The organism is Agrobacterium vacciniicorymbosi (genome assembly GCF_040427045.1).
Taxonomy (GTDB): Bacteria; Pseudomonadota; Alphaproteobacteria; order Rhizobiales; family Rhizobiaceae; genus Agrobacterium.
The window spans coordinates 111,288-124,870 of record NZ_JBETMF010000009.1; the positions used below are offsets into that span (position 1 = coordinate 111,288).

The 13,583-nt window shown below is 58.1% G+C and carries 13 protein-coding genes; 6 read left to right on the forward strand and 7 right to left on the reverse strand.

Translation table 11 applies throughout. From position 1 onward, the window contains the following. The first annotated feature begins 38 nt into the window (after positions 1–38). The 3 genes from soxR (at position 39) to metF (ending at position 2,521) form a co-directional block, all read left to right on the forward strand. Positions 39–476: a redox-sensitive transcriptional activator SoxR gene (gene soxR, locus ABUK73_RS15385; protein WP_353578052.1), complete on the forward strand. Its 438-nt coding sequence runs from the start codon at positions 39–41 to the stop codon at positions 474–476. Positions 477–609: 133 nt separating this feature from the next. Further along, complete coding sequence (locus ABUK73_RS15390; RefSeq protein ID WP_353578053.1) at positions 610–1,623, forward strand: ArsR/SmtB family transcription factor; 1,014 nt, start codon at positions 610–612, stop codon at positions 1,621–1,623. A gap of 1 nt (position 1,624) precedes the next feature. Continuing rightward, positions 1,625–2,521 (forward strand): methylenetetrahydrofolate reductase [NAD(P)H], encoded by an 897-nt coding sequence (gene metF, locus ABUK73_RS15395; RefSeq protein ID WP_353578054.1) that lies wholly within the window; start codon positions 1,625–1,627, stop codon positions 2,519–2,521. A gap of 438 nt (positions 2,522–2,959) precedes the next feature. Here metF and ABUK73_RS15400 read toward each other — a convergent pair whose 3' ends face one another. The 7 genes from ABUK73_RS15400 to ABUK73_RS15430 all read right to left on the reverse strand — a co-directional run bounded on the left by ABUK73_RS15400 (position 2,960) and on the right by ABUK73_RS15430 (position 10,952). Beyond that, positions 2,960–4,186: a lytic murein transglycosylase gene (locus ABUK73_RS15400; protein WP_353578055.1), complete on the reverse strand. Its 1,227-nt coding sequence runs from the start codon at positions 4,184–4,186 to the stop codon at positions 2,960–2,962. Between the two features lie 161 nt (positions 4,187–4,347). Then, on the reverse strand, positions 4,348–5,139 hold the full coding sequence (locus ABUK73_RS15405; RefSeq protein WP_353578056.1) for a glycoside hydrolase family 25 protein: 792 nt from the start codon (positions 5,137–5,139) through the stop codon (positions 4,348–4,350). A gap of 354 nt (positions 5,140–5,493) precedes the next feature. After that, positions 5,494–6,171 (reverse strand): class I SAM-dependent methyltransferase, encoded by a 678-nt coding sequence (locus ABUK73_RS15410; RefSeq protein WP_353578057.1) that lies wholly within the window; start codon positions 6,169–6,171, stop codon positions 5,494–5,496. Beyond that, complete coding sequence (locus ABUK73_RS15415; RefSeq protein ID WP_353578058.1) at positions 6,168–7,418, reverse strand: DUF3419 family protein; 1,251 nt, start codon at positions 7,416–7,418, stop codon at positions 6,168–6,170. Before ABUK73_RS15415 ends, ABUK73_RS15410 begins: the two co-directional genes overlap by 4 nt. Positions 7,419–7,722: 304 nt before the next feature. Next, a complete protein-coding gene (locus ABUK73_RS15420) occupies positions 7,723–8,808 on the reverse strand; it encodes a lytic transglycosylase domain-containing protein (protein WP_353578059.1) in 1,086 nt (361 codons plus the stop codon). A gap of 123 nt (positions 8,809–8,931) precedes the next feature. Next, positions 8,932–9,567: a LysE family translocator gene (locus tag ABUK73_RS15425; protein WP_353578060.1), complete on the reverse strand. Its 636-nt coding sequence runs from the start codon at positions 9,565–9,567 to the stop codon at positions 8,932–8,934. Positions 9,568–9,740: 173 nt separating this feature from the next. Beyond that, entirely contained in the window at positions 9,741–10,952 is a 1,212-nt protein-coding gene (locus tag ABUK73_RS15430) for a pyrophosphate--fructose-6-phosphate 1-phosphotransferase (RefSeq protein ID WP_353578061.1), read from the reverse strand. 309 nt (positions 10,953–11,261) lie between these two features. Between ABUK73_RS15430 and ABUK73_RS15435 the strand changes: the two genes are divergently transcribed. The 3 genes from ABUK73_RS15435 (at position 11,262) to ABUK73_RS15445 (ending at position 13,549) form a co-directional block, all read left to right on the forward strand. Next, positions 11,262–12,002, forward strand: a complete 741-nt coding sequence (locus ABUK73_RS15435) for a TerB family tellurite resistance protein (protein WP_162727931.1) — start codon at positions 11,262–11,264, stop codon at positions 12,000–12,002. Continuing rightward, on the forward strand, positions 11,999–12,766 hold the full coding sequence (locus tag ABUK73_RS15440; protein ID WP_353578062.1) for an N-acetylmuramoyl-L-alanine amidase: 768 nt from the start codon (positions 11,999–12,001) through the stop codon (positions 12,764–12,766). The genes ABUK73_RS15435 and ABUK73_RS15440 overlap by 4 nt, the downstream gene beginning before the upstream one ends. A gap of 246 nt (positions 12,767–13,012) precedes the next feature. Beyond that, positions 13,013–13,549 (forward strand): lytic transglycosylase domain-containing protein, encoded by a 537-nt coding sequence (locus ABUK73_RS15445; RefSeq protein WP_113090089.1) that lies wholly within the window; start codon positions 13,013–13,015, stop codon positions 13,547–13,549. Positions 13,550–13,583 lie beyond the last annotated feature (34 nt).

Sequence of the window (13,583 nt, forward strand, 5' to 3'; positions counted from 1 at the left end):
CTCAACTATGGTTGAGGTCAAGAGGCGTGAGCGTTAAATTGGATATTCATAGGGAACTGTCTGTCGGTGAGGTGGCGAGTCGCAGCGGCGTGCCGGTTTCCACGATCCACTTCTATGAAGCCAAGGGTCTGCTGACCGCTTCGCGCAACGCCGGAAACCAGCGTCGGTATCCGCGGGAGGTGTTGCGCCGGGTTGCCGTCATCAAGATTGCCCAGCAGGCGGGCATTCCGCTTTCGGAAATCCGGCGGGAATTGTCTCTGTTGCCCAACGGGCGAGCGCCCAATGCAGAGGACTGGAAAGGACTTGCCGCCTCGTGGCGCACAACGCTTCAACGGCGGATCGACAGGCTTACGCAACTGAGGGACGATCTAGAAGGCTGTATCGGATGTGGCTGCCTTTCGGTGAAAGACTGTCCTCTGCGTAACCCCGGTGACATGCTAGGGGCGGAGGGAAAGGGCGCGGTTTTGCTGAAGTGAGATGTGATGCTAGCGGCGCCTTCACGCATTCACCAACTCTTAATTTTCCACCGCTGTTGGATGCTCTCTTCTTGCAATTCCTCATCAATCGTATAAAGATATCTTTATATGTTGATTGGCTTGAGGTGTGGTGTTGGCTTTAGGGCTTGATAATCTGGTGGGGCTTTTGAAGGCTGCGGGTGAAACGACGCGGTTTCGTTTGCTTGCGCTGCTGGGTGCAGGCGACCTGACGGTGACAGACCTGACGGAAATTCTGGGCCAGTCACAGCCACGTATTTCGCGCCATCTGAAGCTTTTGGCCGAGGAAGACCTGATCGACCGTTATCAGGAAGGTGCGTGGGCATACTTCCGTTTGAAGCAGGATGGCAAGTCTGCTGAGCTGGTCAAACAGCTTCTTTCTGTCGCGTCACCCAATGATGCGGTTCTTTTGCGGGATTTCGAGCGCCTTTCTGCCGTCAAGCGGGTGAGAGCCGAGCGGGCGCAGGATTATTTCAGCCGCAATGCTTCCGCCTGGGACGAGCTTCGCCGCCTGCATGTCAGCGATGACGCAGTGGAAAGCGCGCTGCTGAAACTGATCGGCACGACGCCGGTGGATTCCATGCTGGACCTTGGCACCGGCACGGGCCGTATTCTCCAGCTTTTCAGCGGCATCTACCGCCGCGCAATCGGCATCGATGCCAGCCGCGATATGCTCTCCGTTGCCCGCTCCAATCTGGATAAGGCCGGTGTTGCTCACGCCTCCGTGCGGCATGGCGATATCTTGAACCTGCCGCTGGAAGGGCAGGATTTCGATCTTGTCGTGGTGCATCAGGTTCTGCACTTCCTCGATCACCCGGAAATGGCGCTTGCAGAAGCAGCGCGCATGCTGCGCCCCAATGGGCGCCTGGTGATCATCGATCTGGCGCCGCATTCGCTGGAATATCTTCGCGAAGACCATGCGCATGTGCGTCTTGGCTTTTCACATCAAACCATGGAAGAGTGGCTGAAAAAGGCTGGCCTTACACCGGAGCAGGCGTTCGATCTGCATTCCGGCAAGGCATCCGCCCAGTCTCTCGACGTAACAATCTGGGTTGCGCGCGATCCACGTCTGCTGATTGCGGGCGAGGAGCCGATCGATGCACCACTTCTTTCCGCCGGGAGGGCATGACATGACGAAGACTGAGGCAGATCGCCACGCAAACGGAAATTTCAAGCTCTCCTTCGAGTTCTTTCCACCCAAGAACCCCGATATGGATGTGCAGCTTTGGGAGACTGTCGAGGAGCTTTCGCGCTGGAACCCGGACTTCGTTTCGGTCACCTATGGCGCAGGCGGCACCACGAAAGCTCCAACGCTTCAAGCTGTACAGCGCATGATCTCCATTGCCGGACTGCCAACGGCATCGCACCTGACCTGCGTGGATGCGAGCAAGCAGGAAGTGCATGATGTGGTGGAGGAGTTTCGCGAGGCTGGCGTGAAGCATTTCGTGGCGCTGCGTGGCGACCCATCCACTGGCATCGGTACGGATTACAAGCCGCATCCGGAAGGTTACGAGAATGCAGCCGCCTTGGTGCGTGGCCTGCGCGAGATTTCCGATTTCGAGATTTCCGTTTCCGCCTATCCCGAGAAGCATCCGGAAAGCGAAAGCGATGCAATCGATATCGATATGCTGAAGCGCAAGGCCGACAATGGTGCTACGCGCGCGCTGACGCAGTTCTTCTTCGATAACGACATTTTCGAGCGTTATATGGAGCGCGTCGTTAAGGCAGGGATTACCATTCCGGTCGTGCCGGGCATCATGCCGATCCAGAATCTCACGCAGCTGAAGCGCTTTGCCGGTCGTTGCGGCACCAGCGTTCCGGCCTTTCTGGATGATCGTTTTGCCGGTTTCGATGAAGACCCTGTCGGACGCGCCAAGGTGTCTGCAGATGTTGCCGCTGAACAGATTCTCGACCTGCAACGACGCGGCGTTAACGAATTCCATCTCTACACGATGAACCGCGCACCGCTGGTGAATGCAGTGCTGGATAATGTCGGCTACCGCCCCCTGCGGAAATCAGCCGCGTAAGGCCAATTTCGAATTCTGACGATCAGAATGAAAAAAGCGCAGGTTTCGAAAAACCTGCGCTTTTTTAATGGCTTATGATGATCAACTCTTTGGGTGTGCGCGATAACGCAATATGCGTGTCAGATGAAAAGCATCACTCCGACAAACGCAAACGCCACACCGACTGCTAAGGCATTAAGAGAATTTGTAAGTCCCATGCTCTGCCTCCTTTACGTTGACAGTAATCATTATGACCGTTTTGTGTCTCTTGAAAAGCGAATTTTATGATGCGGTGCACACGAAAATGGCAATGATATCTGAGACTTTGGCGCCAATGTGTTGAAAAACAACTTATATTACAGTCTGAAAAAGTCGGTGCGAAATGCAAAAAAAGTAAACGGCCGTGGTTAATGCCACGGCCGTTTGATGTTTGCAGAGAGAATCTTCGTATGGGACGGCTTAGAGAGCGTCCAGCAAGGCGCGTGTCGGCCAGCCATCGGCGGGCAGGCCGAGGCGCTGCTGTTCGCGCTGGACGGCGATGCGGGTGCCGGAGCCGAGGATGCCGTCGATCTTGCCGACATCATGCGTCTTGGCATCGAGCTTGGTCTGAAGTTCCTTCATGGCTGCATCGTCAAGGCCGGGCTCCGGGTTGCCCTTGGCGTAGACGGGGGCGCCCATGAAACGGGTTGCGAAATAGGCAGCGGACGTCGTGTAGATGAAGGACTGGTTCCATTCCAGATAGATGTTGAAGTTGGGGTAGGTGATGAAGGCCGGACCCTTGCGGCCCTGCGGCAGAATGAGAGCGGCGGGCAGGGCGGAGAAGTTCTTGTTGCCATCGCGCGGGGCAACGCCGAGGTTGAACCATTCACCAGCCGTCAGCGTGCCGCCCAGACCGGATTTTTCCCATGGCAAGTTTTCCGGCACGGACACTTCCTGAATCCACGGCTCGCCCTTCTTAAAACCGAGATGCTGGATGAACTTTGCGGCCGTCAGAATGGCATCCGGGCTGCTGGACTTGACGTTGACGTGGCCATCGCCATCACCATCCACGCCGAACGCGATGATGTCCTTGGGCAGCATCTGTACCTGGCCGATTTCGCCTGCCCATGCGCCGGTGTTTGTGGCCGGATCGAGATCGCCGTGCTGCACCATTTCAGTCAACGCGATCAGTTGTGGGCGAAACAGTTCCGGGCGGCGGCAGTCATGTGAGAGGGTGACGAGGGCGTTGCGGGTGTTGAAATCGCCCTGTACGGCGCCGAAATCGGTTTCCATGGCCCAGAAGGCGGCGATGACGCCTGCTGGTACGCCGAACTCATCGTCCGCGCGCTTGAAGGCGGCGGAATATTCCTGAAGCTTCTTGCGACCGAGATCAAGGCGACCCTGGCTGACGGTGCGCTGGGAGAATTCGAGGAAGGTCTGGCGGAAAACGCCCTGTGCACGGTCACGTGACAGAACCTTCTGGTCGATCTGTGCGCCAGCCAGCGCTTTGTCTACGGCTTCAGCGGGCACGCCCTTGCCAATGGCTTCCGTCTTTACGCCTTGCAGGAAGGTGTTGAGATCGCCACCGCAGGCGACCTGCTTCGGGTCATCCGGCGAGGTAACGAGGGGGACGGCCAATGCGGAGCCGCAAGACAATGTGAAAAGGCTGGCAGCAAGTGCGAAGCTGCGTGGCGAGAAGCTGAACATCCGAATTCCTCAAATGAAATGGTGCCCCTGCGTTCGCCAAGATTTTGGCAGAAGCGTGGGCAAGACGTGGGAAAAGCGTAACCGGACGGTTTGTTTCCAACGCCAAGCGATTATTTCGCAGCACATCTGCCGTATCTGATGGAAAAATCAAGCCACAATCATCAGCTTCTTGGCTTGGATGTGGAGGCCACCCATGTGCGCCAGTTCTTTTCTGACCCGGCAAAGACATTGATATCGGTCGGCGTGCTGATACCGGGGATGACGCCGGTGCCGGTATATTGCCAGAATGACCACTGCCGGTCGTTATAGATATCCGTTGGATGGGCCGCGACGGAGCGCACCCAGAACGGATAGGTCTTGAACTGGCCGACCAGATTGTCGCGGTGGAAATCGACGCTGGTATAGATGATCGGGCGCTTGCCGTAATAGGTCTCGATGCGGCTGAGAAAGCGCTGCATTTCTGCGCGCACCACATCCGGCGCGGGCCGTGTCTTGCAGGTGGGGGAAGCGGGGTTCCACTCCACATCCAGAACCGGCGGCAGCTTCATGGATTCCTTCGGCACGTTGCGAATGAACCAGTCCGCCTGCGCGTCAGCCGTCGCGCAGAAATAATAGAAATGGTAGGGCGCGTGCGGCACGCCAGCCGCCGATGCTTCGCGCCAATATTCATCGAAGCGCGTGTCGATACGGTCCGTGCCTTCGGTGGCCTTGATGAAGGCGAAGGAAACGCCGGATTTGCGCACCGTCGCCCAGTCGATATCGCCATTCCACTTGGACACGTCGATACCGTGGACCTCGTGCTTGTGCGGCGACCGGGAGCCGAAATCCTGTGGGTCATTATCCTTGAAGCGGGGCTTGGCGACGGAGGCGGTTTCCAGAAAATCATAACTGGTGGAGGTGCAGCCGCTCAACAGGAGCATGGTTGATAATAGAGCCGGAAGTAGCCGCTGCATGATGATCCCAGAACGTATGATTTTCCCGCCGGCTGCTTGGTGAGAAGCGCCGTAATCTCCTGTTTACCATAACAGGGTAAACAAGCCGTTATGGCAAGATGGGTGGCGGGAAATTCTGCTGCTCAGCGTAACGTCGAATCAGCACACGGCAGTGGGTGTGGCTAGCCCCCCTCTGCCCTGCCGGGCATCTCCCCCACAGGTGGGGAGATCGACTCGCGGAGAGCTCTTGGCAAACTCTGTCGTCGAAATTGAAGCGCCGCCTGTTCGCCCAGCCAATCTCCCTCCTTGTGGGGGAGATGCCCGGCAGGGCAGAGGGGGGAAACCACAACCACTGCCATGTGTTATGTTTCGACCTCAGCCCTTCGGCAGCGTCAGCACCGCACGCCACGCATATCCCCGCGCAATCGGCTCAAACTCCAGCGTCGCATTGTGGCTGCCTGCCAGAGCTTCCAGCACATAGCGCATATTGGCGCGCGGTGTGACGTGGAACTTGGTCAGCCATGCCTGAAGCAGGTTGCGGAACCAGCGTGGCAAGTCTTCCTGCTGGCCGAAATCGACAATGTGCAGCGAGCCGCCGGGGGCGAGTGACTGTACGGCGCGTTCCACGGCCTTTTCCCATTCGGGGATCATCGAAACCGCATAGGAAATCATGATGCGGTCGAAACCGTTGGCGCGGCCGAATTCACTGAGCCGGAAGGTGGTGGCATCGGAGACGCGCAGTACCGGGCGTTCGCGGTGGCCACCGAAGTTTTCGGCAGCCGTCGTCAGCATCTCGGCGGAAATATCGAGGCCGTAGAGCTTTGCCGTTGGGAAAAGTTTCGAGGCGCGCAGAAGATTGCGGCCTGTGCCACAGCCGACTTCCAGCAGGTTGCCGCCTTGCGGCACGTCTAGCTTGTCGATGGTGGTGTCGCGGCCCAGCAGATAATATTTGCGGGTGATGTCATAGATGTGCCGCTGGTGGCGGTACATGCGGTCCATCAGGTTTGCGTGCTTGATATCGCCAAGGCTGATATTGTCGCCGATGCTCTTCATGCCTGCGCCCTCTGATAGATGTGGAAACCGCCATAGATGGCGGAACGGTCGCGGGCGTTGAGCTCTTGCGAACGCTCGGCCAGATAGGACCACTGCGCGCGGATATCCGGTGACAGACGACCCTCGATGACGCTCTTTTCGGCAGCGGTGCGGAAAATGACACGGGCATCCGGGGCCGCCGTGCGGCTGATCTGCGACCACAGCTCGTTGATCTGCGTGTCGCTCATCCAGTCCTGCGCATCCAGCAGCACGTAACGGTCAACGCAGGAGGCAGGCTTGGAGGCCAGCAGCTCGGTGAAGGTGGCGTGGTGGACATGGACGCGCGCGGCATTTTCGCGGATCGCCTGATAATAATCATCGCGCAGATAGTCCGGCAGATTGCCTTCCTGCGCCTGCGGATAGCGGCGAGCGAAGGCCTGCCATGCGAAGTAATTGTCCTTCAGCGGGAAGTCGCAGGCCAGTTTTTCCAGACGCTGGCGCAGAACCGGTGCGATGGTATTGCCATCCGAAAGGCTTGCAAGTTCGTCATACTGACGCGGTGGAATGCCGAGGCCGAAGAGCGAGCTTTTGCGCTTCGTCAGCCAGCGGATCATTGGCTTGTCGAAGAGCGGTGCTACCTTCTCATCGAAGAACTGACGCTGCTCGTCCATGGAACGGGCATTGGCCATGTCCTGAAGCTTCACGCCGTGCAGGCGGGCCAGCACATGGCCAGCGCCGATGAAGCGACCCAGAAGGCCGGTGCGATAGATATTGCGGTTGAAGACCGAAATGCGACGGCGACCGGTCAGCGTGCGCTTCGACCAGTAGGCGCGGGTCTGTGCGTCGAGGTTCGGCGCAATGAAACGATCATAGCCATCGCTGTTAGAGCGGACATTGGCCACGCCGAACTGGCGCACGACATCGCCATGCGCAGGCAGGTGGCGGAAGGCGGCGAGCTTCAGCTTGTTGAGCGCGATGTGATGCGGGTTGAGATCCACGACATCAATGCGCGACGGATTGCGCGAGAGATAGGCCAGCACATTGCAGCCGCCCGAGCCGATGGTGACGATGCTATGATCATCCCGCAGTTCCATGGCTTCCATATCCACTGCCGGGTCTTCCCAGATTTGCGGATAGACAAGGCCGGAAAACAGCACGCCGAACAGGCGCTCGGACATGCCACTGGTGGACAATGCCTTGTGCTGCAGCAGCGCGGCTTTGAGTTTTACGTTTTTGCTGAAACCGGTTTTCGGCGCGACACCCGTCATATGATTCCACCTCTCGTTCGGTTGAGAGGCGTTTAGCGCTGTGACGCAACAGTTTGATGACGGGGTGTGGATGCTTCGTTAAACGTTGGAGGGCTTGGCTCACCCCCCTCTGTCCTGCCGGACATCTCCCCCTCAGGTGGGGAGATTGGCTGGGCGCGCGCACCTCATCTCATCCTCAACGTTCAATATGGGCAAGAGCTCGCCACGATTCGATCTCCCTCCTTGAGGGGGAGATGCCCGGCAGGGCAGAGGGGGGTAGGCCGCAAGTGCCGACATTTAAAGTGTGGAAAAGACCGAGTCGCCGTCACTTCCGCAGAACGTGCAGCATGCCCTTGCGCTTGGCATCGTAATAATATCCACGAGCATAAAGCCGAACGGCATTGTCGCGGTCGTTGTCGGCCACCAGCCAGGCGCCGCGCAGGTACTTCACGGCATATTTCAGATTGGTTTCCGCATCGAACAGGCCAGACGCCGGGCCGTCGAAGCCCATGGAGCGGGCGGTGGCGTGTTTGATCTGCATGAGGCCGAAATGGCCGCCGTTGACGGCACGGGGATTGTAGCGGCTTTCACGCATGACCACGCGGTGCACCAGATCTTCGGGCACATTATACATGGTCGCGTATTTGGTGATGAGGCCGCTCAGCTGCTGACGGCCCATCATTGTGGGCGCGTCCGGCGCAGTTGTCAGGCTCTCGCGGGTGCTGATGGCGGCAAGCGCTGCATTTTGCGGGGCCGAAGCATAGGCGAGCATGGCGCCTTGCGGTTTCGGAACCGGGATGACGCTCTGCTGCTTCATCATTTCTTCGGTCAGCGGTATGGGGGCTGCCGATGGCGTGCCCGGTGCGCCAGGCGCAGGCGGGAAGCCGCCCTTCAGCGCAACGACCTGTGGAAGAGTGGCAGCGGTGCTTGTCTGATGCGCGACGGCGGCGACTGCTGGCGTTGCCGCCGCTGGCGCTGCGAGCGCAACCTGCTGGGTTGCGGCCTGCGGCTGTATTTGTGCGTCGATGGCGGATGCTGCTGCCGCAGCGGCAATTTCCGAGGCTGGGGGAAGGGCAACGCGACCGCCCTTGACGGCGGCGGTTGAAGGCAGGGCTTCTGCTGCGGAATTGGCTGCGATTTGTGTGGTGGCCGGTGCCGTGCCGGGCAGGGTAGAGGTCGCGCCTGCCGGAGTGGCGGCTGCGGTTTCCTGCGTCTTTTCGGTGGTTGTGGTGGCTGCCGTCTGGGCGGCGGTGCTATCCGGCGTGGCCGGGGCAGATGCTATTTTGGGCTGGGCAATATCGCCTTTGGATGCAACTTCAACACTTGTGCATCCTGCCAGTGTCAGCGCAATGCCCACCGTGGACGACAAAAGTAGAGCCGATTTTCGGCGTAAACTGCCAGAAATTTTCATGCTGCCGCCCTTGAGTGCGCCTGTCGCTTGATACCCCCGTTTCAAGCGAAGCAGGCAGTCCCTATCCGGCGATCATTAACCTATCGTAAGGATTCCGGCAAGCGGCGACTGAACAGCAATTGCTTAAGCAGCGATCCGGCGATATCCGGCGGTCACGGCGCGGCCCGCTATGAAGTGCGTTCTCTTGGGATTACGCAGCTTTTTGGTGACCGACATGCGCCGCACGGAGCGGATTGTCAGGCGGGCAAACGAGGCCTGAATCGTCAGGCAGGCAAAGGCAATCAGCAGCGCGACCGCCTGCATTTGCGACACCATTTCAACGACGTCGCGGGTGCCGTTGACGAATTGTACGATGAAGGCAACGAAGAAGCCGAAATAGCGCAGGCGAAGGGCGGCAAGCACGAAGCAATCGGTAAAAATGGTGCCGAAGCTCTTGCCGCGCAGATTGTCGTTATCGGCATTGGCCTCGCGTGCCGCAGGCGTCGCAATGGTCCACAGGCTGAACAGCATCAGCCAGCCGGTTCCGGCCCATTGAACGATATCGAGAACGGTTGAGGGGAGAAATTCCGCGCCAGCAACCAGAATAGATGCGGCTGTGATGGTGGTGACGATGCCGATGGTGGCGCCGGTTACGGCAGCAATCAGCGCGCGCTTTCCGCGTATGGCGGCATAGCTCGCGACTTTATAGGAAATGGGCGAGGGCAGCGCGAAAAGAATGGCACAGGCTGCACAAAAGACCAGCCAGACTTGTGCGGACATATGCTTTCCTCCTTGCCCTCCCCGACGTCATTTTCTTTTAACCTACAACATCGGCCCAGAAACCGAAACGGATTTCTGGGCTGAAAGTTCATAACGTCGAGAGCGGTGTGTTTACGCCACAGTATTTTAGCGTAACCACATAATGCGGCATAAAGAAGCGCTTTTGCGAATAATCACGCAGCCTTATAGGGCTGGCCGATGTGGTCCATGACCTCACCGAACCACTTTGCCGACAAATCAAAATGCTTGCCGCCCTTGATGCGCGGGAATTCAATGGTGCGCAGCTTGCCACCCTGGTCTTCATCATGACCGGTCACGCCGGAAACCTTGTTCAGGGCGCTTTCCACGGCCAGATCGACCATGCTCTGGATGAGGCGAAGGTCTTCGCCATTGGCCGGGGCGGAGCGGGCGTAGTAGCCGGATTTCTGCACCATGGTCCGCTCCGCGCCGATGAGGCCCGCAAACTGCTTCTGGAACCACCCGCCGACATTGATCGTGTCGATCTTGACGTGACCGAAGGCGTCGCGCTTGACGGTGTCGCCTGCGGCTTCACGCTCGGCAACGATGGAATCGAGGCCCGCACCTTCGGAAACGAAGAGGGTGACGAAGCCGGTCTTGTCCATGATCTTCTTCAGCCGTTCTGCTTCGGCCTGAATGTCGAAGGCCATTTCCGGCAGATAGAGGCCATCGATGCTCTTTAGCTGCTCTCCCATCAGGAGGCCTTCGACATATTCATTGCCCTTGGTCTTCTGAATGTAAGCGCGGGCTGTGGCTGCCGTCAGCCAGCCGCAGTGACGGCCCATGACTTCGTGGATGACGAAGGTCTTGGGCGCAGCACTCTGCTCGTTGCTGACATTGTCGAAGAAATTCGCGCCGACTTCGGCGGCTGTCCATGCGCCGAGCGACTGCTTGATCGGCACGACGTCGTTATCGACCGTCTTTGGCAGGCCGACGACGGTGAGGTTGTAGCCGTTGGCGCCGAGATAGGCGGCTAGATCTGCTGCCGTGGTGTTGGTGTCATCGCCGCCGATGGTGTGGAGAATCGTTACGCCGTCTTTTGCCAAACGGTCTGCTGCCACGGCCAAGGGATTTTGGCCTTCCTTGACGAGGCCGCGTTTGGCACAGTCTGCGGCGTTGGTCAGCTTCACGCGGCTGTTGCCGATGGGCGAACCACCGTAGCGGTGCAGGAGAGGCGCTTTTTCGCGCATGTCCTTGGTGATCTGGATGCTGTCACCCAAAAGAACGCCCTGATAACCGGAGCGGTAAGCCACGATGTCGATGTCTGGTGCAATGTCGCTGTAGCGTTCGATCAGTCCGCCCACGGCGGAAGAGAGGCAGGGCGCGAGACCGCCTGCGGTCAACATTGCGACTTTCTGTTTAGCCATCGTGGCTCTCCTTCGTGTTCATTGCAGAGATAAGGTGTGGCAAATGGATGCGTGAGAGAATGTGGCATGTAAAGTGAATTTCTCAAGAAAATCGCGGAATTTCAAAGCGATTGAATGAGTTAGCCGATATAATCGTTTCAATTGATACCGCAGCCGCGACGATAATGCCGACCTGTGGAAAACCGATTTGCACCACGGAGCGTATTAGAAATCAATGTCAGCCGATATGATCTCAAGATGAAGAAAAGTTAATGACATGCGACCTTTATGCATATTGCAATCAACCGTAGGGGCCGTATGCTGGGAGGCATGATGTACGATTTCGCCTGTTTGCAACTTTCATCTTTGTGGGAACGGCTGCTCGGCGCAATCGGCGATGCAGCAGGTAACGTGCTTGGCCGTGTTATCGAGGCGGTTCGCACCGTCTTTGAAGGCGACCCGGAAACCCGTCGTCAGGTCTCTTTCTCCGTCGCAATCATCGCTCTTTCCGCCAAGATGGCGAAGGCTGATGGCATGGTGAACGATGCCGAAGTGAAGGCGTTTCGCCAGATATTCGATTTTCCCGAGGAAGAAGCCAGAAACGTCGCGCGGCTCTATAATCTGGCGCGTCAGGACGTTGCCGGTTACGAGGCCTATGCGGAGCGGTTGGCGGGCCTCTGCGGTTCCGGTGATCAGAACTGCGAAATGCTGGAAAGCGTCATCGACGGTCTGTTCCACATCGCCAAGGCCGACGGGCTGATTCACGAGCGCGAACTGGCGTTTTTGGGACGCATCGCAGAGATTTTCAGAATCACCGAAGATCATTTCGAGATGATCATGGCGCGGCACGTGCATATGGAAGGACGCGATCCCTACCGTGTGCTGGGTGTTTCGCCAGCCGACGATTTTCTGGATATTCGCAAGCGTTATCGCTCGCTGGTGGCGGAACACCACCCGGACAAGCTCATTGCACGTGGCGTTCCCATGGAATTGCATGCGGCTGCGAATGAGCGTATGGCGGCACTCAACGCCGCCTATGCGGCAATCGAGAAAGAACGCCGCGTCGCATGAGTGAGTTTACAGCGGATTATGCGGGCGCTTCCGTTGTGCCTTCGCCCAACCATGGCGAAAGGGTCGATGTTAGCGCGCCCGACATGATCATTCTTCATTACACCGGCATGCAGAGCGCGGATGGCGCGCTTGCCTGGCTGTGTAACCCTGAGAGCCAGGTTTCCAGCCACTACTTCGTTTATGAAGACGGGCGCGTGGTGCAGATGGTGCCGGAAAGCCGCCGGGCTTGGCATGCGGGCAAAAGCGCCTGGAATGGCGCTGACGACATCAACTCCCGCTCTGTTGGCATCGAGATCGCCAATCAGGGCCACCCTGCAGGCCTGCCGGAGTTTCCTGAACCCCAGATTAACGCGGTCATCGAATTGTGTCGCGATTGCGGCGCGCGCTGGTCCATCGCGCCGGAGCGGGTGCTTGGGCACTCCGATATTGCACCCATCAGAAAGATCGATCCGGGCGAAAAATTCCCGTGGGACATCCTGTCGCAGAAGGGTATCGGGCACTGGGTGGCGCCTGCGCCCATCGGCGGCGGTCGTTTCTTTCAACGCGGCGATAGCGGTCAGCCGGTGGAGGCCCTGCAATCCATGCTGTCTCTCTATGGATACGGCGTTGAAATAACAGGCAGTTATTGCGAGAAGACCGAAGGCGCGGTAGCTGCCTTTCAGCGCCATTTCCGGCCCGCTCTGGTGGATGGTATCGCGGACTTTTCCACCATCGATACGCTGCACCGGCTGATCTCGGCGCTGCCGAAATTTCGTGGCGTTTAAACGCGTTTTTCAGAAAAAGGTTCCCCTGAAGTTGGCTTTGGTAATCGTTTTTTCTGCCTTGCCACAGTAAATCCTTATTAGACCCCTTTATAAGCCTCATCAAACCGCGACATGTTTCAGTGTGAAGCGTTGGTCGTCAATATCAATGGTGAGGACTTATCACGGATGGTTCCGATGAACTTTCCGGTTGGCCCGGCTTTGCGCTGGTGGTCTTGAAGTCTTCACGCCCGGAGACCCTTAATACTAATGAGAAGACTAATTGTTGCTGTCTCGGCTTGTCTTGCCATGCTTGCCGCGCAGAGTGGACCCGTTTTTGCCAAAGATGAAGTGAAGACCAAAACCGTCACTCTGGAAACCTACTTCCGCAAGCCTGGCTATCCCATCCCCGAAAAGACGCTTCCAACCGGTCTGAAGAACAACTACTCCGACCTCATCGTCAAATATGCCAAGCGCTACGGTGTCCCGACCAATCTGGCCCATGCGGTGATCTCGGTCGAAAGCCGCTTCAACCCGAAGGCGCGCGGCAGCGCTGGCGAAGTTGGGCTCATGCAGATCAAGCCAGCCACGGCGCGCATGATGGGCTATCGCGGCACCACCAAGGCGCTCTACGATCCCGAAACCAATATCCGCTGGGGTATGCAATATCTGGCAACCGCCCACCAGCTCGGCGGCGGGCAGGTCTGCAGCACGATTCTCCGCTACAATGCCGGTCATGGTGCCACGCGCATGAACCCGGTTTCCAAGCGCTATTGCGGCAAGGTGCAGGCACTGCTGCAGAGCTGAATGAGGATTGCCGCTTTTGAAAGCGGCCTGACTT

Coding starts and splice junctions, on each gene's coding strand:
- metF (WP_353578054.1), top strand. CDS start 1,625: ATGACGAAGACTGAGGCAGATCGCCACGCAAACGGAAATTTCAAGCTC.
- ABUK73_RS15415 (WP_353578058.1), bottom strand. CDS start 7,418: ATGACGGGTGTCGCGCCGAAAACCGGTTTCAGCAAAAACGTAAAACTC.
- ABUK73_RS15445 (WP_113090089.1), top strand. CDS start 13,013: ATGAGAAGACTAATTGTTGCTGTCTCGGCTTGTCTTGCCATGCTTGCC.
- ABUK73_RS15435 (WP_162727931.1), top strand. CDS start 11,262: ATGATGTACGATTTCGCCTGTTTGCAACTTTCATCTTTGTGGGAACGG.
- ABUK73_RS15410 (WP_353578057.1), bottom strand. CDS start 6,171: ATGAAGAGCATCGGCGACAATATCAGCCTTGGCGATATCAAGCACGCA.
- ABUK73_RS15405 (WP_353578056.1), bottom strand. CDS start 5,139: ATGCAGCGGCTACTTCCGGCTCTATTATCAACCATGCTCCTGTTGAGC.
- ABUK73_RS15430 (WP_353578061.1), bottom strand. CDS start 10,952: ATGGCTAAACAGAAAGTCGCAATGTTGACCGCAGGCGGTCTCGCGCCC.
- ABUK73_RS15425 (WP_353578060.1), bottom strand. CDS start 9,567: ATGTCCGCACAAGTCTGGCTGGTCTTTTGTGCAGCCTGTGCCATTCTT.
- ABUK73_RS15420 (WP_353578059.1), bottom strand. CDS start 8,808: ATGAAAATTTCTGGCAGTTTACGCCGAAAATCGGCTCTACTTTTGTCG.
- ABUK73_RS15440 (WP_353578062.1), top strand. CDS start 11,999: ATGAGTGAGTTTACAGCGGATTATGCGGGCGCTTCCGTTGTGCCTTCG.
- ABUK73_RS15400 (WP_353578055.1), bottom strand. CDS start 4,186: ATGTTCAGCTTCTCGCCACGCAGCTTCGCACTTGCTGCCAGCCTTTTC.